Source organism: Actinoplanes oblitus (genome assembly GCF_030252345.1).
Taxonomy (GTDB): domain Bacteria; phylum Actinomycetota; class Actinomycetes; order Mycobacteriales; family Micromonosporaceae; genus Actinoplanes; species Actinoplanes oblitus.
This window is the reverse complement of sequence record NZ_CP126980.1, coordinates 9,157,890-9,179,070: the sequence shown is the minus strand read 5'-3', so window position 1 is coordinate 9,179,070 and position 21,181 is coordinate 9,157,890. Positions and strand designations below refer to the sequence as shown.

General features: G+C 72.2%; 24 protein-coding genes. 12 read left to right on the top strand and 12 right to left on the bottom strand.

Annotated features, from left to right (window positions below; translation table 11 throughout):
- Positions 1-44 precede the first annotated feature (44 nt).
- From Actob_RS40880 to Actob_RS40870, 3 genes are read right to left on the bottom strand one after another with little or no spacing between them, the layout of a single operon-like run.
- Positions 45-1,193, bottom strand: a complete 1,149-nt coding sequence (locus tag Actob_RS40880; RefSeq protein WP_284917324.1) for an Mrp/NBP35 family ATP-binding protein — start codon at positions 1,191-1,193, stop codon at positions 45-47.
- A gap of 32 nt (positions 1,194-1,225) precedes the next feature.
- Positions 1,226-1,750 carry a DUF1003 domain-containing protein gene (locus Actob_RS40875; protein WP_284917323.1) on the bottom strand — a complete coding sequence of 175 codons (525 nt, stop codon included), beginning with the start codon at positions 1,748-1,750 and terminating at the stop codon, positions 1,226-1,228.
- On the bottom strand, positions 1,747-3,024 hold the full coding sequence (locus tag Actob_RS40870) for a magnesium transporter MgtE N-terminal domain-containing protein (protein ID WP_284917322.1): 1,278 nt from the start codon (positions 3,022-3,024) through the stop codon (positions 1,747-1,749). Before Actob_RS40870 ends, Actob_RS40875 begins: the two co-directional genes overlap by 4 nt.
- Before the next feature lie 27 nt (positions 3,025-3,051).
- On the opposite strand from Actob_RS40870, the gene Actob_RS40865 reads away from it, so the two are divergent.
- On the top strand, positions 3,052-3,927 hold the full coding sequence (locus Actob_RS40865) for a PhzF family phenazine biosynthesis protein (protein WP_284917321.1): 876 nt from the start codon (positions 3,052-3,054) through the stop codon (positions 3,925-3,927).
- Positions 3,928-5,075: 1,148 nt separating this feature from the next.
- Here Actob_RS40865 and Actob_RS40860 read toward each other — a convergent pair.
- Both Actob_RS40860 and Actob_RS40855 read right to left on the bottom strand, forming a co-directional pair.
- Complete coding sequence (locus tag Actob_RS40860; RefSeq protein ID WP_284917320.1) at positions 5,076-5,597, bottom strand: hypothetical protein; 522 nt, start codon at positions 5,595-5,597, stop codon at positions 5,076-5,078.
- A gap of 123 nt (positions 5,598-5,720) precedes the next feature.
- Entirely contained in the window at positions 5,721-6,419 is a 699-nt protein-coding gene (locus tag Actob_RS40855; protein ID WP_284917319.1) for an HAD family hydrolase, read from the bottom strand.
- A 134-nt stretch (positions 6,420-6,553) separates the two neighbouring features.
- On the opposite strand from Actob_RS40855, the gene Actob_RS40850 reads away from it, so the two are divergent.
- The 3 genes from Actob_RS40850 (at position 6,554) to Actob_RS40840 (ending at position 9,438) form a co-directional block, all read left to right on the top strand.
- Complete coding sequence (locus Actob_RS40850) at positions 6,554-7,498, top strand: DMT family transporter (RefSeq protein ID WP_284922499.1); 945 nt, start codon at positions 6,554-6,556, stop codon at positions 7,496-7,498.
- A gap of 230 nt (positions 7,499-7,728) precedes the next feature.
- Positions 7,729-8,340, top strand: a complete 612-nt coding sequence (locus tag Actob_RS40845) for an OTU domain-containing protein (RefSeq protein WP_284917318.1) — start codon at positions 7,729-7,731, stop codon at positions 8,338-8,340.
- Positions 8,341-8,502: 162 nt separating this feature from the next.
- Positions 8,503-9,438: an SDR family NAD(P)-dependent oxidoreductase gene (locus Actob_RS40840; RefSeq protein WP_185037959.1), complete on the top strand. Its 936-nt coding sequence runs from the start codon at positions 8,503-8,505 to the stop codon at positions 9,436-9,438.
- A 292-nt stretch (positions 9,439-9,730) separates the two neighbouring features.
- Here the strand turns inward: Actob_RS40840 and Actob_RS40835 are convergent, their stop codons facing one another.
- From Actob_RS40835 to Actob_RS40825, 3 genes are all read right to left on the bottom strand, one after another.
- Complete coding sequence (locus tag Actob_RS40835; RefSeq protein WP_284917317.1) at positions 9,731-10,138, bottom strand: CoA-binding protein; 408 nt, start codon at positions 10,136-10,138, stop codon at positions 9,731-9,733.
- A 423-nt stretch (positions 10,139-10,561) separates the two neighbouring features.
- Positions 10,562-12,505, bottom strand: a complete 1,944-nt coding sequence (locus Actob_RS40830; RefSeq protein ID WP_284917316.1) for an intein-containing Rv2578c family radical SAM protein — start codon at positions 12,503-12,505, stop codon at positions 10,562-10,564.
- A gap of 133 nt (positions 12,506-12,638) precedes the next feature.
- Positions 12,639-13,052: a thioredoxin family protein gene (locus tag Actob_RS40825; protein ID WP_284917315.1), complete on the bottom strand. Its 414-nt coding sequence runs from the start codon at positions 13,050-13,052 to the stop codon at positions 12,639-12,641.
- A gap of 665 nt (positions 13,053-13,717) precedes the next feature.
- On the opposite strand from Actob_RS40825, the gene Actob_RS40820 reads away from it, so the two are divergent.
- The 6 genes from Actob_RS40820 to Actob_RS40795 all read left to right on the top strand — a co-directional run bounded on the left by Actob_RS40820 (position 13,718) and on the right by Actob_RS40795 (position 17,816).
- Positions 13,718-14,335 carry a DUF6758 family protein gene (locus tag Actob_RS40820; RefSeq protein ID WP_284917314.1) on the top strand — a complete coding sequence of 206 codons (618 nt, stop codon included), beginning with the start codon at positions 13,718-13,720 and terminating at the stop codon, positions 14,333-14,335.
- Positions 14,336-14,443: 108 nt separating this feature from the next.
- Positions 14,444-14,602 carry a hypothetical protein gene (locus Actob_RS40815; protein ID WP_014447648.1) on the top strand — a complete coding sequence of 53 codons (159 nt, stop codon included), beginning with the start codon at positions 14,444-14,446 and terminating at the stop codon, positions 14,600-14,602.
- Between the two features lie 9 nt (positions 14,603-14,611).
- Positions 14,612-15,382 (top strand): PH domain-containing protein, encoded by a 771-nt coding sequence (locus Actob_RS40810; RefSeq protein WP_284917313.1) that lies wholly within the window; start codon positions 14,612-14,614, stop codon positions 15,380-15,382.
- The gene (locus Actob_RS40805; protein WP_284922498.1) at positions 15,379-16,233 is read left to right on the top strand and encodes a PHP domain-containing protein; all 855 of its coding nucleotides are present in this window, start codon (positions 15,379-15,381) and stop codon (positions 16,231-16,233) included. Before Actob_RS40810 ends, Actob_RS40805 begins: the two co-directional genes overlap by 4 nt.
- Positions 16,234-16,284: 51 nt before the next feature.
- A complete protein-coding gene (locus Actob_RS40800) occupies positions 16,285-16,902 on the top strand; it encodes a MarC family protein (RefSeq protein ID WP_284917312.1) in 618 nt (205 codons plus the stop codon).
- An 89-nt stretch (positions 16,903-16,991) separates the two neighbouring features.
- Entirely contained in the window at positions 16,992-17,816 is an 825-nt protein-coding gene (locus tag Actob_RS40795) for a RecB family exonuclease (protein ID WP_284922497.1), read from the top strand.
- Here the strand turns inward: Actob_RS40795 and Actob_RS40790 are convergent, their stop codons facing one another.
- Both Actob_RS40790 and Actob_RS40785 read right to left on the bottom strand, forming a co-directional pair.
- Complete coding sequence (locus tag Actob_RS40790) at positions 17,817-18,674, bottom strand: oxygenase MpaB family protein (RefSeq protein ID WP_284917311.1); 858 nt, start codon at positions 18,672-18,674, stop codon at positions 17,817-17,819.
- A 28-nt stretch (positions 18,675-18,702) separates the two neighbouring features.
- Positions 18,703-19,134, bottom strand: a complete 432-nt coding sequence (locus Actob_RS40785) for a Fur family transcriptional regulator (protein ID WP_284917310.1) — start codon at positions 19,132-19,134, stop codon at positions 18,703-18,705.
- 146 nt (positions 19,135-19,280) lie between these two features.
- Here Actob_RS40785 and Actob_RS40780 point away from each other — a divergent pair, with 146 nt between their 5' ends.
- Positions 19,281-19,754 carry a DUF2231 domain-containing protein gene (locus tag Actob_RS40780; protein ID WP_284917309.1) on the top strand — a complete coding sequence of 158 codons (474 nt, stop codon included), beginning with the start codon at positions 19,281-19,283 and terminating at the stop codon, positions 19,752-19,754.
- A 155-nt stretch (positions 19,755-19,909) separates the two neighbouring features.
- On the opposite strand, the gene Actob_RS40775 is transcribed toward Actob_RS40780, so the two are convergent.
- Positions 19,910-20,242, bottom strand: coding sequence for a translation initiation factor 2 (locus Actob_RS40775; RefSeq protein ID WP_284917308.1), 333 nt, complete (start codon positions 20,240-20,242; stop codon positions 19,910-19,912).
- 64 nt (positions 20,243-20,306) lie between these two features.
- Between Actob_RS40775 and Actob_RS40770 the strand changes: the two genes are divergently transcribed.
- Entirely contained in the window at positions 20,307-20,486 is a 180-nt protein-coding gene (locus Actob_RS40770; RefSeq protein ID WP_284917307.1) for a hypothetical protein, read from the top strand.
- A gap of 233 nt (positions 20,487-20,719) precedes the next feature.
- On the opposite strand, the gene Actob_RS40765 is transcribed toward Actob_RS40770, so the two are convergent.
- Positions 20,720-21,178 (bottom strand): hypothetical protein, encoded by a 459-nt coding sequence (locus Actob_RS40765; RefSeq protein ID WP_284917306.1) that lies wholly within the window; start codon positions 21,176-21,178, stop codon positions 20,720-20,722.
- Between the last annotated feature and the right edge of the window lie 3 nt (positions 21,179-21,181).

The window sequence follows — 21,181 nt, the reverse complement described above, 5'->3', positions numbered from 1 at the left end:
GCGCTCCGCGGTTTCCCGCCACGTCACCGGTTGGCTATCACGACCTAGCTGCGCTTGGCGTTGACCATCAGGCCGAGCGGCTTGCCGACCAGGGACTCGCGGCGGACCGCCAGCTTGTCGGCGACCTCGTCGAGCGCCTTGGCGGCCGGAGCCGCCGGGTCGGCCAGCACGATCGGGTTTCCGGCGTCGCCGGCCTCGCGCACCCGGGTGTCCAGCGGGATCTGACCCAGCAGCGGCACCCGCGCGCCGACCGTCTTGGTCAGCGACTCGGCGACGGTCTCGCCACCACCGGCGCCGAAGACCTCCATCCGGGACCCGTCCGGCAGCTCCAGCCAGGACATGTTCTCCACCACGCCGACCAGGCGCTGGTGGGTCTGCAGCGCGATCGCGCCGGCCCGCTCGGCCACCTCGGCGGCGGCCATCTGCGGGGTGGTGACCACCAGGATCTCCGCGTTCGGCAGGAGCTGGGCCAGGGAGATGGCCACGTCACCGGTGCCCGGCGGCAGGTCGAGCAGCAGCACGTCCAGGTCGCCCCAGTAGACGTCGGCGAGGAACTGCTGCAGCGCCCGGTGCAGCATCGGGCCACGCCAGACCACCGCCGCGTTGCCGGCGGTGAACATGCCGATCGAGATCACCTTCACGCCGTGCGACTGCGGCGGCATGATCATGTCTTCCACCCGGGTGGGCTTGCTCTCCACACCGAGCATGCGGGGCACCGAGTGGCCGTAGATGTCGGCGTCGACCACGCCGACCGACAGGCCGCGCTTGGCGAGCGCGGCGGCCAGGTTGACCGTGACGCTCGACTTGCCGACCCCGCCCTTGCCGCTGGCCACCGCGTAGACTCGGGTCCGGGAGCCGGGCTGGGCGAACGGGATCACCGGCTCGGCGGTCCCCCCGCCGCGCAGCGTGGTCTGCAGTGCCTTGCGCTGTTCCTCGTTCATCACCCCGAAGTTGATCTCCGCGCCGGTGATCCCAGGGATCTTGGTGACGGCGGCGGTGATGTCGGCGTTCAGCTTGTCGCGCAGGGGGCAGCCGGCGACGGTGAGCAGCAGATCGACCTTGACCAGGCCGTCGCTGACGGTGAAACCCTGGACCATGCCGAGGTCGGTGATCGGGCGGCGGATCTCGGGGTCGTCGACGGTCGCCAAGGCAGCCTGGATCGCGTCCTCGAGAGTTGAGGCTGGAGCGGACATGCTGCCCATGCTACGTCCCGGTAATGCCGAGGTCAGGGGTGGTCTTCCTCCCACTCCATACGCGCCCGCTTCTCCCGGCGCAGCGCCGCGTCGTCCAGCTCGGTGGCCAGCCGGGTCAGCTCGGAGCGGATGAAGTCCCTGGTCGCGACGTCGCCCACGGCGATCCGCAGGGAGGCGATCTCGCGGGCCAGGTACTCGGTGTCGGCCTTCTGCATCTGCGCCCGGCGTCGATCCTCGTCCATGGCGATCCGGTCCCGGTCGGCCTGCCGGTTCTGCGCGAGCAGGATCAGCGGCGCGGCGTACGACGCCTGCAGCGACAGGACCAGGGTGAGGAAGCCGAACGGGTACGGATCGAACTGCAGCTTCGCCGGCATCACCCGGTTCCAGGCGAACCAGACACCGATCACCACTGTCATGTAGACGATGAACTTCGCCGTGCCCATGTACCGCGCGATGCTCTCCGACCAGCGGCCGAACGCCTCCGGGTCGAATTTCGGCAGCCGGACCCGCCCCGGCTCCCGGGGCTGATCCAGCCGGTCCCGCCGCGGCTCGCTCACGACGCCTCCAGCTCGTCGTCGTGGGCGTCGCGGTCACGCCAGTCCCGGGGCAGCGAGTGGTCCAGCACGTCGTCGACGGTGACCGCGCCCAGCAGCCGGTGCGTCCCGTCCACCACCGGCATCGCCACCAGGTCGTACGTCGCCATCCGCCGGGTGATCTCGGGCAACCCGATGTCCGGCCGCAGCGGCTCGATCCCGCTGTCCACCAGCCCGCCGACGATCGAGGACGGCGGCTCGCGCAGCAGTCGCTGGAAGTGCACCATCCCCAGATACTTCCCGGTCGGCGTGGCGCTGGGCGCGCGGGCGACGAACACCTGCGCGGCCACCACCGGTGACAGGTCGGGCTCGCGGATCCGGGCCAGCGCCTCGGCGACCGTCGCGTCCGGCGTCATGATCACCGGCTCCGAGGTCATCACGCTGCCGGCGGTGCCCGGCCGGTAGCTCATCAGCTGCCGGACCGGGGCTGCCTCCTCCGGCTCCATCAGGTCCAGCAGCACCGTCTGCTCCGCCTTGGGCAGCTCGGCCAGCAGGTCGGCGGCATCGTCCGGGTCCATCCGCTCCAGTACGTCGGCGGCCCGCTCCCGGTCCAGCCGGGCCAGGATCTCCACCTGGTCGTGCTCGGGCAGCTCCTCCAGCACGTCGGCGAGCTTGCGGTCGCTCAGCGCGGCGGCCACCTCGTTGCGCCGGGCGTCCGGCAGGTCCTGCAGCGCGTTGGCCATGTCGGCGGGGCGCATCTGGTCGAGCAGGGCCAGCAGGCTCGAGGTGCCCTGGGTGTCGGTGGGGCCGACCAGGCCGCGGGCGCGGTCGTACTCCACCTGGTAGACGTGCCCGCGCCGGGCCAGCCGCCCGGTGTGCTCGCGGACCGCGACCCGGGTGATCACCCATTCGGTGTTGCGGTTGAGCTCCATGCCGATGTCGACGACCACGGCCTGGTGCTCCTGATCGTCCCGCTGCTCCGGAACCACCGTCACCCGGCGGTCCAGCAGGTCCTCCAGGACCAGCAGCTCGTTCGGCCGCTTCTCGAACCGGCGCAGGTTCAGCGAGCCGGTGCCGAGCGCAACCGACTCGGCGTCCATGCTGGTGATCCGGCCGATCGGCAGGAAGATCCGTCGGCGCAGCGCCATCTCGGCCACCAGCCCGACGATCTGCGGCGGCCGGTTCGTGGTGCGCAGCCGCACCACCGCGTCCCGCACCCGGCCGACCCGGTCGCCGTTGGGGTCGAACACCGGAAGCCCGGCCAGTCGGGCCAGATAAACCCTCGTCCCCATGGTCACCGCCTCAGATTAGGTTAGGGTCCGGACATGTCCACCGTGGCCTACGAGATCGTCGACGTGTTCACGGAACGACCATTCGCCGGCAATCCGCTCGCGGTGGTGTTCGGTGCCGAGCACCTCGCCGCCGAGCAGATGCAGACCCTGGCCCGCGAGTTCAACCTGGCCGAGACCACGTTCGTGCTGCCGCCGACCACACCCGAGGCGACCTACCGGGTGCGGATCTTCACCAGTTCCACCGAGTTGCCGTTCGCCGGGCACCCCAGCGTGGGTACCGCGGTCACCCTGATGCGCCAGGGCCGCTTCGGCCCCGGCCGGGTGGTGCAGGAGTGCGGCGCGGGACTGCTGCCGATCGAGGTGACCGCCGCGGGTGCGGCCACCCTCACCGGCGCGACGCCCCGGCTCGGCGACCCGGTCGATCCGGGCGCGCTGCTGGAGGTGACCGGCCTGACGGCCGAGGATCTCGTCGGGGACACGGCCGCGGCACCCCGCACGGCCGGCTGTGGCCTGGATTGGACCTTCCTTCCGGTACGCCGATCCGCCCTCCCCGCCGTCCGCCTCGACGTCCGCGCCGCCGAACGGCACGGCATCACCGAACTGAGCGTCTTCTCCTGGGCGGACGGCGAGGCACACGCCCGCGTCTTCGTCCCCGGCGACGCGGTCTGGGAGGACCCGGCCACCGGCTCGGCCGCCCTGGGCCTGGGCGTGTGGCTGGTCGGCGCCGGCTGGCTCCCCGGCGACGGCGTCTCCTCCTACCGGGTCCACCAGGGCCTGGAGATGAAACGCCAGTCCCTGCTGACCTGCACCGTGACGGCCGGCGCCGGCGTCGCCACCTCCGCCACGGTGAGCGGCCACGTCCACCCGGTAGCCACCGGCCGGATTGCGGTCCCACCCTTCATCGGCTGACCCCGCCCGGCACCCACAGCCCTGTCCCGGCCCCTCACCCCACCGTCACACCCAGCCGAGAGCCCCAGCTGGCACTCACGGTCCTGTCCAGGCCCCGGACACCACCGTCACACCCAGCCGGAGCCCCCGGCTGGCACTCACGGTCCTGTCCCAGCCCCGGACACCACCGTCATGCCCAGCCGGGGGTTTCGGGCTGGTGCTCAGGGTGCTGTCTCGGGCCTGGATGCCACCGTCACGGCCAGCCGGGGGTTTCGGGCTGGTGCTCAGGGTGCTGTCTCGGGCCTGGATACCACCGTCATGCCCAGCCGGGAGCTCTCGGCTGGTGCTCAGGGTGCTGTCCCGGGACCGGATACCACCGTCACGGCCAGCCGGGAGCTCTCGGCTGGTGCTCAGGGTGCTGTCCCGGGACCGGATACCACCGTCACGGCCAGCCGGGAGCTCTCGGCTGGTGCTCAGGGTGCTGTCCCGGGACCGGATACCACCGTCACGGCCAGCCGGGAGCTCTCGGCTGGTGCTCAGGGTGCTGTCCCGGGACCGGATACCACCGTCACGGCCAGCCGGGAGCTCTCGGCTGGTGCTCAGGGTGCTGTCCCGGGACCGGATACCACCGTCACGGCCAGCCGGGAGTCCTCGGCTGGTGCTCAGGGTGCTGTCCCGGGCCTGGACACCACCGTCATGCCCAGCCGGCCTGTGCGCGGCGGTGCGGGAGCGTGGGGCGTACCGGAAATGTCGGACTGCGACCTGAAACGGGCCACGGATCGCAACCCGATGTGACCCGGGTCATCCGTGGGTCGCGACTGGCGGCCGGGGTCGTGAGCAGGAGCGCCCTGGCTTGGCGGGCAGGCCGTGATTGGCGGCGGGTCGCGACTGGCGGCCGGAGTCGTGAGCAGCAGCGCCGGTGGCCTGGCGGGCAGACCGTGACCGGCGGTGGGCCGTGACCAGCGGCTGGGCCGCGACTGGTGGCGGACCTCTACCGGTGGCGGACCTCTACCGGTGGCGGACCGTGACTGGCGGCGGGCGGCGGTCAGGCGATCCCCTGCCGGTGAGACGACGTTCCGGGGCGGACGTTGCGAGGAGCCGCCTCGCCACCGGACAGGGCGACCTCGGAAGGGAACCCGCCCAGCCGGCAACCGGGGGAGACCGACGGCCTAGCGGCGGACCACCTTGTGGAGGCGGAACGGCTTGCGGGTGGGTACCCGGGCCGGAGTCTCGCGCGGCGCCGCGGCACCCGAGTCGGCGCCGAGGTCCGGGGCGGCGAGCAGCGTCTCGTCGACCGGGGTGAGCCGGAGCAGCGCGCACCCCGCCGCCCAGCGGGCCGTGACCTCCTCGGCGCTGCCGGAGGCGTTCAGGCGTTTGCCGGCGAGCTGCGGGGCGACCTCGGCCCACTCCTCGCCGGACGGATCCAGCCGGGTCACCGTGGCCTCGGTCCGCACGATCAGGCCGCCGTGGTCGCCGCGCAGCCGGATCGTCGCGCGGGTGGCCTCGGCCAGGCCGGGGGCGAACTGCTCGCCGGGCCCGGTGATGACGGCCAGTGACGTCTCCACGGGCATGCACCACAGCGCGTACGCCGGACCGTCGCCCACCGAGATCCAGGCGATGGACGCCTTTTTTATCGCCTCTTCAAGCACACCAGCCACGCCGTCATCCTTCCACGCCCGCAGCCGCACCATGCGCGCTCAGGTGACAGCGTCGCGCGGCTGCACCATAGGTGCTCAGGTGACAGCGCCGCCCGGCCGCACCACGCGCCCTCAGGTGACAGCGCCGCCCGGCCGCCGGCCCGGTGCCGAAGCCGCTCAGACCAGAGCGGGAGTGTGGTCCAGCAGCGTGAGCACCTCGCTGAGCGACCGGACGGTCCGCCCGGCGAAGTTGGTGTCCGCGTCGAAGACCAGGTGGTTCGCGAGGTCGTGGGCGGCCAGGCGCACCGGCGTCATGCCGACGGCGGCCGCGCCGGACAGTTCGTGGCTGCCGCCGTCCCCGACATACAGGCAGTCCTCCGGGGCGACGTCCAACTGCGAACAGGCCGCCAGGTAGATCCGCGGGTCCGGCTTGCAGACACCGAGCTCCACGGAGAAGATCTGAGCGTCCAGCAACGGCGCCACCGGGAGCCCGGGCAGGAAGGCGGGAAGCTCGTGGGTGCAGTCGCTGATCAGCGCCGTGCGGACGCCGCGGTGGCGGATCGCGGTGAGTGCGCTGACCGCGTCCGGCCGCAGCTGGGTGTCGGCGCGCAGGGCGTCGACCCGGGCCGGCATCGCGGCGCGGATGGCGGCCGGCGCCGGGCGGGCGCCCGCCTGCTCGATCACCCAGCGCAGGGTGGCCTCGGCCGATCCGTATCGGCCGCAGGCCCGGGCCCGGAACGTCCGGTTCAGCACGCCGAGCATCGCTTCCGGGTCCGCGCCGAGCGACCGGGCGATGTCGGCGTGCTGCGGACCGCGCTGAACCGAGCGGGTCAGGGTGCCGAAGAAGTCGAACACCACCGCACGGTATGCGGGCATGGAAATCGGCCTCCTGGGCATCGAGGGATGGAAATGGCCATGCGGCCGTCGGTGACTGTAGCGACTCCGTCACTGTCCGCCAACCGACAGTGGCAAACCTCGCCGCTGCACTCTGCGAATAGCGACGGCCGGTGATGAATGTGCGTTCATCAGGGCAACCGATCCGGCTGCTGACCGCGTTGGCGCTGGCCGTGGCGGTGTGCGCGGTCTCGTCGTCGGGGCCGCTGATCGCGTTCGCGGCGGCCCCCGCGCTGGCGGTCGCGTTCTGGCGCAACGGGCTGGCGGCGGTGGCGCTCACCCCGGTCGCCGCCGGGCCGCGGCGCGGTGAGGTGCGCGCGGCGATCCGCGGGTCGCACCGCCGGGCCGGGGTGTTCTGCCTGCTCGCCGGGGTGGCCCTGGCAGCGCATTTCGCGACCTGGATGCCGAGCGTGCAGTTGGGCACGGTGGCCACTTCGACAGCGCTGGTCGCCACCCAGCCGGTCTGGCAGGGCCTGATCGCCGCCTGGCAGGGCCGGCGGCCGTCGACGGCGAGCTGGATCGGCATCGTGCTGGCGGTGGCCGGCGCGGCCTGGGCGACCGGCGCCGACGTCGGTGTCTCCGGGCAGGCGGTGCTCGCCGACGTGCTCGCGCTGGCCGGGGCGATCTTCGCGGCGGTCTACACGGCGCTGGGCGAGCAGGCCCGGGCGGCGCTGAGCACCACCACGTACACCTGGATCTGCTACGGCGTCTGCGCGCTGCTCCTGCTGGCCGGCTGCCTGGTCGCGGGCATCCGGCTGACCGGCTACGACCGGGACACCTGGGCGGCGATCCTCGCGCTGGTGGTGGGCGCGCAGCTGCTCGGGCACTCGATGTTCAACTACGCGCTCCAGCACACCTCGGCCACCACCGTCAGCGTGCTGATCCTGCTGGAGGTGCCGGGCGCCGCGCTGCTCGCCTGGCTCTGGCTCGGCCAGTCCCCGCGATCCGGCGCGCTCCCGGGCCTCGCCCTGCTGGTGGCCGGGGTCGCCGTGGTGATCCTGGGCGCCGCTCGCCAGACCCGCGCCGCTCCCGCCCTGGCCGACGAGTCCCTGCCGACCTGATCAACCCCGGTTTTCGGTACGCCGGTGGCGCGCTGCCCAGCGCGTACCCCAAAGGGGGTTGATTGTCCGGAAGCGGCCCGCGACCGGCGTGGCTGCCGGGACCCTCGGCGTGCGCCGCCGGTTCGCGGGGTTCCGGTGGATGGCGCGTCCCGGTGGGCCGGCCGGCTCGTTGCATCCAGAGCGGCTCCGGTGGCGGGCCGGGCGGGCGCGGGGTATTGAGGGAGGATGCGATGTCACGGCTCGGCCGGCTGCTCCTCGCCGGAGCGCTCATGATCGGCGGATGTGGCGAGTTCGAGGGCGCCGACCAGCCCGCGGCGCCGGGGCTGGCGGGCGGCTGGCGGACCGCCGGGTGCGAGTTCAGCCGGGCCCCGGAGCACACCGTGCTGGGTGGCGTGCGGATGCCGGTCACCCCCGCGCCGCTGCGCGCCGCGATGGAGCGGATCGAGCAGGGCGGACGGACGCGGTTCCGGGACAGCTACGCCGGGATCGAGGTGGATCAGCTTCGGGTACGCGCGATCGTCTACCGTGTGCCGGCCGGTGCCGCCGAGTTCGACGACTTCATCCGGCACGCCGCGGAGCACAGTTGCGTCGTCGTCCGGGACGCGGCACACGCCGTCGCGGAGCTCGCTGACTGGCACGATCGGGTGGTGGCGGATCTGGCGTTCTGGACGGCGCGCGGGGTGCGCATCGTCACCGTGGGGAGTCGTCACGACGGCGCCGGCGTGGAGATCGGCACCCGGGACGTGGACCGGGCGCGCCGCGAACTGCCCGCCCACTACGGCGCCCAGGCCCCGCTGATGTTCGTCGAGGAGGCCCCGGTCACCCCGCTGACCAGCGGTTAGTTCACCTCTTCCGGGAGACCACGACAGGCTTACCGGCGTGTCGGAAAATCGTCACCGCGGGCGTCGGTCCGCAGGTCGGGCGTCGTGCCCGGCCGGAACGCTGCGTACGCCACGGCACCGCGGATGTTTGCCCCGGCTCCCGGGAGCGGGCAGGATCGCCGCATGGTCTTCGACGCCCGCACCTCCGGTGGCAGCCCCTCACGGCGTGACGCCACCCGACCGGCCGACAGCCGCCCACCCCGGTCCGGTGTGCCCGGCAGTGACCCGGACCGTCCGGCCGAGATCACTCCCGAGGTGGTCGAGGCCGAATTCGAGGAGGCGAGCGCGGAGGCTGCTGTGACACTGCGGTTGGACGGAAAGGTCGCGCTGGTCACCGGCGCGGGAAGCCCGGACGGGATCGGCTACGCGACCGCACGCCGGCTGCGTGACCTGGGCGCCCGGGTGGCGATCGTGTCCACCACCCGGCGCATCCACGAACGGGCCTCCGAGCTGGGCATCACCGGGTTCGTCGCGGACCTGACCGACGAGTCCGAGGTGGGCGCGCTCGCCGACGCGATCACCGACCAGCTCGGCGACGTCGAGGTGCTGGTCAACAACGCCGGCCTGGCGAGCCGGGCCAGCCCCGAGGTGCTCCGCCCGGTGGCCCAGCTGACCCTCGACGAGTGGAAGGCGGAGATCGACCGGAACCTGAGCACCGCGTTCCTGTGCAGCCGGGCGTTCGTCGGCGGCATGTCGGAGCGCGGCTGGGGACGGATCGTGAACCTGGCGGCCACCGCCGGCCCGGTCAACGCGCTGCCCACCGAGGCGGCCTACGCGGCGGCGAAGGCCGGGGTGGTCGGCCTGACCCGGGCGCTGGCGATGGAACTGGTCGCCGACGGGGTGAACGTCAACTGCGTGGCGCCGGGGACGATCTACACGGCGGCGTCGACGGTCACCGAGATCAAGCAGGGCCTGGGTACCCCGATCGGGCGGCCGGGCACGCCGGACGAGGTGGCGGCGGCGGTGGCGTTCCTCTGCTCGCCGGCGGCTTCGTACATCACCGGGCAGATGCTGGTGGTCGACGGCGGCAACAGCGTCCGCGAGGCCCAGTTCCGCTGAGTCTTCCGCGAGGCCGGGTCCCGTTCCGGGGTCCGGCCTGGCTGCTTCCCGGCCTGGGTGGTGCTGCTTCCCCAGCCTGGCCGGTGTGGCCTTCCCGGCCTGGGTGCTGCTGCTTCCCCGGCGCGGCCGGTGCAGCTTTCCCGGCCCGGCTGGTGTTGCTTTCCCGGCCTGGGTGCTGCTGCTTCCCCGGCGCGGCCGGTGCAGCTTTCCCGACCCGGCCGGGTGGTGCTGCTTTCCCGGCCTGGGTGGTGCTGCGCGGTCCGGGCCGCTCGGGCGGCTCCGGGCCGGCGGGTCAGGCCAGCTTGGTGAGGTGACCGACGGCCCGCTCGACGGCCAGGCAGCGGTCCTCGACATAGTCGATGCCGGCCTCCTCGGCGATCTTGCGGGCCTCGGTGGAGACGATGCCGCTCTGCAGCCACACCGCCGGCGCGCCGATCGCCACGGCCTGCCGGACCACCTCGACGGCGTCCCGGGCCGGCCGGAAGATGTCGACCAGGTCGACCGGCTCGTCCAGGTCGGCCAGCGTGGGCACGGTCCGCACCCCGAAGACCTCGTCGACGAACGGGTTGACCGGGATGATCCGCCAACCGTGCCGCAGCATCTGGAGCGGGACGGTGTGCGATGGCTTGAACGGGTCCCGGGAGGCTCCGACCACTGCGATGACGTTGGCGTCCGCCAGGATCTGCTGAGCGCTTCGCATGCCTCGACTTTATCCACTTCCGCACCCGCCACCCACGTCTCGTCGCCGGTGCCCATCAGCGCGCCGCACCCGTCGCGCAGGTGGCCGCCGGCATGGCGGGTGGGGCAGGTGGCAGCCGGCATGGCGGGTGGGGCAGGTGGCCGCAGCTGGCGGTTGGGGAGCGGCAGGTAGCCGTCGGAGGGTCGGCGGCGCGGTATTTGGGCGGCGCGGCGAGCGGACGGCCTGGCAGGGCGGCGCCTAGCAGCGCGGCGATTGGACGGCGCGGCGATTGGACGGCGCGGCCAGTGGCGGGGCCGCTGGTTCGTGGTGGGTGCCGGGAGCTGCGCCGGAGTGGGCCGCCGGTCGGCTGCGCCGGAGTGGGCCGCTGGCCGGCTGCGCCGGAGTGGGCCGCCGGCCGGCTGCGCCGGAGTGGTCGCGGCCGGCTTAGAGGAGGGTCAGCTGGTCGGTGCGTGGGGTGGGCGGCTCCTGCGGGGTGAGCGAGCGGAACTGGGCGTTCGCCGGGCGGTGCAGGCCGTGGCGGCGGGCGGCCATGCGGACTCGGGCGGAGAGTTCGTCCTGGTAGGAGCGGGGGGAATAGGCGCCGTTGGCGAACAGGGCGCGGTGCCGGGGGACCAGCTCCGGGTACTCGCGGGCCAGCCACGGCGCATACCACTCGCGGGCGCCGGGGCGCAGGTGCAGCGGGATCGGGGTGACGCTGGTGGCGCCGGCCGCGGCGATGGCGCTGACCGTCTCGTCGATGGACTCCTCGGTGTCGGTGAGGCCCGGGAGGATCGGGGCCAGCAGGACGCCGACCGGGAAGCCGGCGTCGGTCAGCCGGCGGACCGCGTCGAGGCGGCGGCGCGGGCTGGGGGTGCCGGGCTCGGCGGAGCGCCAGACCCGCTCGTCGACGAAGCCGATCGAGAAGGCCAGGCTGACCCGGGTCACCTCGGCGGCCTGGCGCAGCAGGTCGAGGTCGCGCAGGATCAGCGTGCCCTTGGTGAGGATGGAGAACGGGTTGGCGTGGTCGCGCAGCGCGGCCAGGATCTGCGGCATCAGCCGGTAGCGGCCCTCGGCGCGCTGGTAGACGTCGACGTTGGTGCCCATCGCGATCGGGGCGCCGGACCAGCGGCGGTCGGCGAGCTCCTGGCGGATCAGCTCGCCGGCGTTCACCTTCACCACGACTCGGGTGTCGAAGTCACGGCCGGAGTCGAGGTCCAGGTATTTGTGGGTGCCGCGGGCGAAACAGTTGTGGCTGACCACGCCGTCGGCGATGAAGTCGCCGGTGCCGGTGGAGATGTCGAACAGCGGCAGGGTGAGCCCGAGGTCCTCGATGTCGGCGACGGCGAGCCGCCGGTCGGCCCGCACCCCGACGCCGGAGGCGTCCAGCGGGGCGTCCAGCACGCCGGTGAGGTGCCGGAAGCGCAGCGCCGCCCACAGGTCCCGTCCGGTCTCCACCCGGCCGGGACGGCCCGCGTGGCAGCGGACCGCGGTGCGGCTGGTGAGGCCCAGGTGGGTGAGCGCCTCGGTGATCCAGCGCAGGTAGATCCGGTCGGTGCTCTCGAAGGCGAGGGCGAGCCGCTCGGCCCGGCCGACCGCGCCGAACGCGCCGGCCAGGAAACCGCGGAACCACTCCCCGGACGGCAGCTCGGGCCAGCGCAGCGCGTCGGGCAGGGAGACGTCCTGCAGGTACAGGTCGGCGCGGACCCAGGCGTCGCCCTCCCGGACGGCCCGGCTGGCGGCGTCACCACGGAGCAGGCCGCAGAGGAAGCCGGCCTGGTAGTCGGGTGACTCCTTGGGCGGCTCGGCGAAGTGGCCCACGCCGAACATCAGGTCGCCGACGGCGAGAGCCGGCTGGTGCGGCTCGGCCGGGCTCACGTGCCGCCAGCCGCGATCGGTGAGGAACCGGTGGTCGCCGCTGGAGACCAGGCGGGTGCCGTCGGAGAGGGTGACCCGGAAGGCGGGCTTGCTGGTGGCCCAGTGGTCGAGCACGGTGGTCGGCACGTAACGCCGGTGCGGGCCGGCGCCCATCGTGCCCATCACCGAGTCCCCCGGGCGCAGCTGCGCGAGCGGCCGGGTGGACCCGTCGGCCAGCAGGATCGGGGTGTCACCGGACAGGCAATACGTGCAGGCGTGGGAGCAGCCACGATAGGGATTGAGGGTCCACTCGAACGGCACGCGGGAGGCGCCGGGCACCCGGTTGATCAGCGACTTGGCGCGGATCTCGTAGAACGTCATGCCGGCGAACCCGGGGGTGTCGAACGTGCGGACCGTCGCGCCGGGCAGCGCCAGCGGCAGGGGTGGAGCCGCCGGCGCTGCCCTGTCCGGGAGCGAGCCGTCGTCGGGGCCGGCCAACGAATCGGAGGCAGCCGACAGATGGGACCATCGCATGGCGGTTATTCGAACACACGTACGAGACCCGTGTCCACCACTTCCGGAGACTGTGGACACCAACGGCGTACCCCTGTGGAAAAGCCGAGGGCCCGCGGACCGGTTACGGTCCGCGGGCCCTCGTCGTGGCTGGTCAGCTCGCTGCGCGAGCGGGCTCCTCGGTGCTGCGCGCCTTGGCCTCGGAACCCTTCTTGTGTGCGGCGATCTGCTCGCGCACCTCGTCCATGTCGAGCTGCTCGACCTTCTCGATCAGGCTCTCCAAGGCCGGCTCGGGGAGAGCTCCGGGCTGGGCGAACACCACGATGCCGTCGCGCACCGCCATGATCGTCGGGATCGACCGGATGTCGAACTTGGCGGCCAGGGCCGCCTCCGCCTCGGTGTCCACCTTGCCGAAGGTGATCTCCGGGTGCTTCTCCGAGGAGCGCTCGTACGTCGGGGCGAAGCGGACGCAGGGCCCGCACCAACTGGCCCAGAAGTCGACCAGCACGATGCCGTCCTTGCTGGTGACCTCGTCGAAGTTCGCTGTGGTCAGCGCAACCGTCGCCATGATGCCTCCGTCTGCGGGAATCGCTTTCGTCGGATGAAACTCCTGGTACCTGTTCACCATTCCCGCTCTGCGGGCCGCGACACGTGGTGTGCGGCACCTTTGGCGCGAGGACGGCGTGGCGACCTGGGAGCCCATATCGTAACTGATAGTAGGCAGATGGTGTCAGGTTGCCGACACTGCCTCATCGGCGGTTCTCTCCATGGTCATGTGATCTGGGTCATTTGCCCTGCCTGTGTCCCGTTTTTGGGAACGCGACCAGACGTCAAAACGATCTGTAAATAAACCTAAATGTGAGCTGCGTCACATCCGAAAGTCCTTCACATGGATACGGACGGTAAGGCAAACTCGTTCCCAACAGAGCGTGGGCGGCGGGTGCCGGGGAGGGCCCCGCCGCTCATTGCGTCTCCTGTCGGAAACGTCGCGGCGTGCGAACCACGGCGCCACCGAGTCGACAGCCTAGCCCGTGAAATGCCCGGGTCAAGGGTGAATCCGCCGGGCCCCCGCGGCGAAGTGCATGTGTATACCCGCCGGTCCGGGGCTTGCTCCCCGGTTTCCGTGTTCTGCCGATCCGCTTGACGGCGGCTTGCCGGACCAGCACGGTATGAGGTGTGGGTGTCACGGTGAGTTGCCCCAGATGTGCTGCTCAGGTCCGCAAGCCGGATCTGATGCACAGCCACTGGCGCTGCGACAACTGTGGCGACGTTCCGCCGTTCCACGTCGCCGAGCACATCAATGCGGAGATAGTCGGGACGGTGCTGCGGGAGTCGTCGTCGGCCCCGGAGCGGATTCCGCTCTGGGGACCCTGGCCGCTGCCGCCCGGCTGGACGATCACCGGGGTCGGCTGGGCGGGTGACGACCGTTCCGGCGTACGCGCCACCGCGCTCGCCTGCAGCGGTCCGGAGCCGCTCGGTGGCGGGCCGGCCGACCTGGTCTTCATCGCCGAGCAGCCGGGCGTCGGCCTGGGCACCCGGTTCGCCGGCATTCCCGGCATCGACCCCGGCTATCTGCTCTCCGAGGCGCTCGCCGAGCACGGCGCCGGATGCGGCCCGCACGCGAAGATCAAAGTGGGCGGACACCCCACTCCTCTGTGGTGTGTCAAGTCTCCGGAGGATCGAAGCGCGTACGTGAGTGAGGCCAAGGGAATGTGGCTCTATGCGGTAGCGTGGCCGGCAAGCGCGGGCTATCTCCTCGCGGAGCATGTCGTCCTGCACGACCTCTCCGACGGAGTGCCGCCCGAGCTCGTGTTCGGAGCGCCATCGCCGTACCTGCACGGACGTGTGTGACCGGAGAATCGGCTTTCTGGGCACTTTGTTCACACGAAGCGACCAAGCTGATACCGTCAGTACTGCCGCGGCGCTGTTTGTCACCCGCACCAGAGGAGAAGGCCCGCCATGATCAAGAAGGTCCTCACCTGGCTTGGTATTGCGTTCTTGATCTTCTTTATCGCCTTCAACCCGAGATCGGCCGCGGCCGTCTTCGAGTCACTCGGAGGCACGATCGCGGACATCGCCCGGGGCTTCGGCACCTTCTTCACCGACCTCGTCGCGTAGCATCTCTACATGGATCCTGGTGAGCCGCGCGACCCGCGAGGCGAGGGCGGCCATCGCTCTCGGGAGGACGACGAGGACTTCCAGTTTCGGGACCCCGCCATGGAGGACACCGAGCCTGGCCGGACACGCGCCGAGACCTACACGGAGGAGCGGGTCGAGTACGAGGACCCCACCTTCACCCCGGAGGAGCTGGAAGGCCTCGACCGCAGCGGCGGCCCGCGGCGCTTCCTCCCCCTGGAGGATGAACCGACCACACTGGTCGCCCGCTATCTGTTCCCCACCGAGCGCTACCGCGGTGAGTGGAAGCGGCACTGGATCCACCTGTCCGCGCCGCTCGGCATCGGCGCCGGCGCGACACTGCTGCTCGGCTACCTGGCCGGCTTCCTGACCCGGCAGAACATCAACGGCATGGTCACCGTCGCCGTGCTGATCTGGCTCGGCGTGATCAGCTGGGTCGCCTGGAAGGTCTTCGACTGGTATTTCGACCGCTTCATCCTGACCAACAAACGGGTGATGGTGGTCAACGGCATCGTCACCCGCAAGGTGGCCATGATGCCCCTGCTGCGGGTCACCGACATGAAGTACGAGCAGTCCGCCCTCGGCCGGATGCTCAGTTACGGCACGTTCGTTCTCGAGTCGGCCGGCCAGGACCAGGCGCTGCGCGAGGTCAAGCACCTGCCGAACCCGAACGAGCTGTACCTGCGGGTGGTCGAGGAGATGTACGAGCCGCAGGCGGTCGAGGCCCGGCTGGGCAAGGACGACGAGGGAGACGACGCCTGAGCAGCCGGATCGATCTGCACTGCCACTCCACCGCCAGCGACGGCACGCTGACCCCGGCCGAGCTGGTCCGGGCCGGCGCCGCAGCCGGGCTGGACGTCATGGCGATCACCGACCACGACACCACCGGCGGCTGGGCGGCGGCCGAGGCGGCCCGTCCGGCCGGACTCCGCCTGGTGCGCGGGGCGGAGCTTTCCTGCCGGTGGCACGGGGTGCAGCCGTCGATCTCGCTGCACCTGCTGGCGTACCTGTTCGACCCGGCGGAGCCGGCGCTGGCCCGGGCCATGCTGCTGCTGCGCACCGACCGGGAGCAGCGGGGCGAGCGGATCGTGGAGAAACTGCGGGCCGACGGGGTGCCGATCACCTGGGACGAGGTGCACGGGTACGCGGCGGGCGGCTCGGTCGGCCGGCCGCACATCGCGCAGGCGCTGATCCGGGCCGGGCTGGTGGGCAGCACCACCGAGGCGTTCGCGTCGACGTGGCTGGGCGCGCGGTACTTCGTACCCAAAACGGATCTTGATGTTTTCGATGCCGTCGCGGCGGTGCGTGCGGCGGGCGGGGTGCCGGTCTTCGCGCACCCGCGGGCCACCAAGCGGGGGCGGGTGGTGCCGGACGAGCTGATCGTCGAGCTGGCTGACGCCGGCCTCTTCGGACTGGAGGCCGACCACGAGGACCATTCGCCCGCGGAGCGGGCGGAGATCAGATCGCTGGCGGACCGGCTCGGCCTGGTGGTCACTGGCTCGTCCGATTTTCACGGTACGCACAAGACGGTCCAGCTGGGTGCCTTCGTCACCGCCCCGGAAGTCTTCGAGAAGATCGCCGCCGCGGCCACCGGCGTTACCGTCCTCGGGTGACGATCGCCGCACCAGCCTGCGCGAACGAGTGCCGCGTCCTACCTTGATCGGGTGAATCTCAAGCTGTTCGGTGAGTTCTTCGTGACCCTGCTGGTCATCGTCGACCCGCCCGGCATGGTCCCGGTCTTCCTCGCGCTCACCGGCGCCCTGCCCGCGAAGGCCCGCAACCGGGCCGGCACCCAGGCGGTGCTGCTCGCCCTCGGTGTGATCATCGGGTTCGCGGTCGCCGGGCAGACCCTGCTGGACTACCTGCACGTGCAGCTCCCCGCCCTGCAGGGAGCCGGCGGCCTGCTCCTCGTGCTGGTCGCGTTGCAGCTGCTCACCGGCAAGACCGACGAGCCCGCCGAGCAGGGCGGCACCAGCAACGTGGCGCTGGTCCCGCTGGGCACGCCGCTGCTGGCCGGTCCCGGTGCCATCGTCGCCACCATGCTCTTCGTGCAGCGCGCGAAGAGCCTGGACGAGTACCTGGTCCTCGGGGCCGCGATCCTGGCCGTGATGGCCACCGTCTGGCTGGTGCTGCGGTTCTCCGGGCTGATCGTGAGGATGCTGCGGCCGGCCGGCATCGAGGTGCTCACCCGGATCGCCGGTCTGCTGCTCGCGGCCATCGCGGTGCAGCTCATCGCGGACGCGATCTTCGCCTTCGTGCAGCTGTACGCGCCGCGCCTCTGACGTTTCCTGTCGGTGGGTGCTGGCAGGATTGTCGTGTGCCCCCCACCAGGAACCGTGCCGCCGTCCCCGAGCAACTCGGCTTCGCCGGGATGCCCGAGCGTCTCTTCGTCTGCACTCCGAGCAAGCTCGGGGCATATCTCGACTGCCCCCGGCGGTACCGATATTCCTACGTCGACCGTCCCGTCCCGCCCAAGGGGCCACCCTGGGCGCACAATTCGCTGGGCGCCAGCGTGCACACCGCGCTGAAGAACTGGTATGCCCTGCCGCCCGAGCGCCGTGCGCCGGCCGCGCTGCCCACCCTGCTGAAAAGCACCTGGGTCCGGGAGGGCTACCGGGACGTCGAGCTGGAGCGCGCGGCCTATCGGCGGGCGCTCGACTGGCTGGAGACCTACGTGGCGACCCTCGACCCGGAGGACGAGCCGCTCGGCGTCGAGCGGGTGGTCGCCGCCAAGACGTCGGTGCTCGCGCTGAACGGCCGGGCTGACCGGATCGACGCCCGGACCGGTCCGGAGGGGCCGGAGGCGGTGATCGTCGACTACAAGACCGGGCGCACCGGGCTGGACGCCGACGACGCCCGCGGCTCCCAGGCGCTCGCGCTGTACGCGTACGCGGCGCAGCGGGTGTTCCGCCGGCCGTGCCACCGCGTCGAGCTGCACCACCTGCCGACCGGGACGGTGGCCGCGCACGAGCACACCGACGAGTCGCTCGCGCGGCAGGTGCGCCGGGCCGAGGAGACCGCCACCGACATCATGGCGGCGGAGAAAGCGGTGGCCGCCGGCGCCGACCCGGACGAGGCCTTCCCGACCAACCCGGGATCGCTCTGCGGCTGGTGCGACTTCCGCAAGGTGTGCCCGGCCGGTGCCTCCGTCGCGGCGAAAGAGCCGTGGGCCGCTGTGGAGCACCTGGCCGGGTGATCAGCCGAGGCCGGCCCGGGCCAGGGCGGCCTGGTGGGCCGGCGACACGCGATAATCCGCCGGCAGCACGGCCAGGATGCCGGCCAGCAGACCGCGCAGGCCACGGGCGGACAGGGCGGCGGCCAGGTCGGTGGTGGGCCAGCCGGGGGCGCCGTACATCTTGCGGGCCCACGGCGGGAGCAGGCCGAGCGCGGTGCTGGCCAGGCCCAGGTAGGCCCAGCGGGGCGGGCCGAGGGTGAGGCCCAGGCGCAGTGCCCGGCTGCCCCAGCTCCGCGGGACCGGCGGGACGGTGAGGAAGGCCGCGGCCTCCGCGCCGTCCCGGGTCAGGCCCAGCTCCGGGCGCAGCGCGGCGTAGTAGTCGGCCACCTCGGCGGCGGTGGCCGGGACGGTCGCCGGATCCAGGCCGACCAGCTCCGCGGCCCGCAGCTGCTCGGTGTAGTAGGCGTCGACCTCGGCCGGGGTCAGCGGCACTCCGGCGCGCCGCGCCGTGGTGAGGAAGGACTCCACCTCGGCGATGTGCACCCAGCGCAGCAGGTCCGGATCGTCGAGCCGGAACCGCTCCCCGGTGCGCGGATCGACAGCGGTGAGCCGGGAGTGCAGCCGGCGCAGCCGGGCGCCGGCCTGCTCCGCCTCGGCGGTGCTGCCGTAGACCACCGTGCCCACGTAGTCCGAGGTGCGGGCCAGGCGGCCCCACATGTCGGTGCGGTAGTTCGAGTTCTGCGCGACGCCGGCGACCGCGCGCGGGTGCAGGGCCTGCAGGTAGAGGGAGCGCAGACCGCCGAGCATGAGGATCGGCTCGCTGTGCAGTTTCCAGGTGATCGAGTCCGGTCCGAAGAGACCAACATCGCCCGTCATCATCCCAGCCTGCCACGGCCGCCGGTGTGGGTCAGGCGGTGTCGGCCAGGCGCCGGGTCTGGCAGTCCGGGCAGAGACCCCAGAACGTGACCTCGGCCTCGTCCAGCGCGAACCCGTGCCCCTGGCTCGGGGTGAGGCACGGCCGCTCGCCGACCGCGCAGTCCACGTCGGCGATCGCGCCGCAACCACGGCAGACGATGTGGTGGTGGTTGTCGCCGACCCGGGCCTCGAAACGGGCCGGACTGCCGGCCGGCTCGATCCGTCGCGCCAGGCCGGCCCGGGACAGGGCGCCGAGCACGTCGTAGACCGCCTGGGTGGAGACCGAGTCGAGCCGGGTGCGCACCCGCTGGGCGATCTCGTCCACCTCCAGGTGCCCGCCGCCGGTGAGGACCTCGAGCACGGCCAGGCGCGGACGGGTGACGCGCAGACCATGCGTACGCAACAGCTCTTCACCGGTGGACATGCGTTCATGACAACACGGGTGGGCGGTTTCCCCAACTGGTCCGTGACTGAACCGGAACCGGAATCCCGCGGTAAATGCTGACGGGGGGATGTTTGCGCTGTCACATAACTTCTAAGCTTGCGATCACCCCGGACCGAGGAGGAAAAGTGTTCGACCAGGTCAACGGCTTGCCGGTACATGCGCTCGTGTTGCACGCCGCGGTGGTCTTCGTGCCACTGCTCGCGGTCCTCGCGGTGGTCTACGCCCTCGCGGCGAAGTGGCGTCCACGGCTCGGCTGGGCGGTGGCGCTGCTCGCGGTGGCGGCGCCGGTCTCCACCTTCGTCGCGAAGGAGTCCGGGGAGCAGCTGTACAACCGGCTCGTCTCGCACGGTTTGAAGGGCAAGGGCCTGGAGATCCTCAACGACCACATGGACTACGGCTCGATGCTTCTCTGGTTCGTGCTCGGCCTCAGCGTGGTGAGCCTGGTGATGGTCGGGCTGACCTTCCGGCCCGGCAGGCAGCTGCCGGCGGTGGCGAACGTGGCGTTCATCGTGCTGGCGCTGGTGCTGGCGGCGGGCAGCGGGTACTACGTGTTCAAGACCGGGGACTCGGGGGCTACCGCGGTGTGGGGTAGTTACTGATCCTTCGGTGTGGTTGTCGGCGCCGCCGGGCCTTGGGCTCGGCGGCGTTTTGGCTTTCGGCTGGGCTTCGCTCTGTGGCTGCGCTTCGCTCTGTGGCTGCGCTTCGCTCTGTGGCTGGGCTTCGCTCTGTGGCTGCGCTTCGCTCCTTCGGTTGGTCAGAGCAGGGCGCGGCCGCAGAGCAGGCAGATCAGGATCAGGGCCACGGCGCCGGCGACCAGGCCCACCCCGTACGTCACGGTCCGCGCCGAGCCCTCCGCCTCGTCGATGGCGTCCATGTCCTGGGCGGGCATCTGCCGCGGCGGGGGCGGCGTGGCGATCGTCGGCGGGCGCCAGAACGCCGCCGGCGGGTCGGTGCGCGGCGGTCCCGGGTACGGCGGCGGCGCCGGGGTGGCAGGCTGGTCCTGAGGCGGCCGGGCGAGCGGGGCGGCGTCCGGCGTGGGCCGCTGCCAGTACGCGTCGTCGTCCGGGCCACGGGTGGGGGAGCTCACGTTCACCGACGGTACAGCCGGAGGGGGACGACGGCCGAAGCGATGTCGGCTTACCCTTCTAGGCGTGGACATCCTGGATGGCCCCGAGCGGGATCACGACGCCGAGCGCGAGGTCGACTTCGACTCGGAGGAGGCGCCGGTGCTGCCCGACCAGACTCGGGACGACACCGAGCGTGGCTGGGGCGAGCGCGACTACTCCAACGACGATCGCCTGCTCGACGACCGTCCCCCGCACTGGGACTGAGCTCGCCTGCCGCACGGACTCCCGACCGGGTGGCCGGGGGTCGCTTGCTGCTGCGCCGAGGCGGATCGGGATCGCGAAGCCATGCCGCCAGTGACGGCCCGTGCTGCCCGCTCAGCCGGGGCGGATCGGGAGCGCGAAGCCATGTCGGGGCAGTGACGGCCCGTGCTGCCCGCTCAGCCGGGGCGGATCGGGAGCGCGAAGCCATGCCGCCAGTGACGGCCTGTGCCGCCTGCTCAGCCGGGGCGGATCAGGATGGCGAAGCCGCGGCCGGGGGCGGCGACGGCCTGTGCCGCCTGATCCCCGCCGAGTGCCAGGAGCAGCCCGCCCGTTGCCGGGTCGTCGGCGCCGGTGACGTCGAGGACCAGGGCGGCGCTGGCCACCGGGGTGGTGTCCCCCTCGTCGTCGAGCCGTAACAGGTCGACCCGGTTGCCGGGATGGACCAGGGCCAGTGCTGTCGGATCGGCCAGCCGCACCGGGACGCCGACCGTGCCGGCCGGGATCGCCGGCTGCCCGCTGCTCGCCGGCTGCCCGCTTCTCGTCGCGGTGGATGCCGTGGTCTTGGCGGTGGCCACCGGGGCAGCGCAGCGGCCGGCCGGCGGCCCGGAGCGGATCAGCACGGCCGCGATGCCCAGCAGCACCAGGACCGCGCCCAGCCGGATCACTGTGCCGCGGCGGGGTGGCCGCAGGCGCACCGG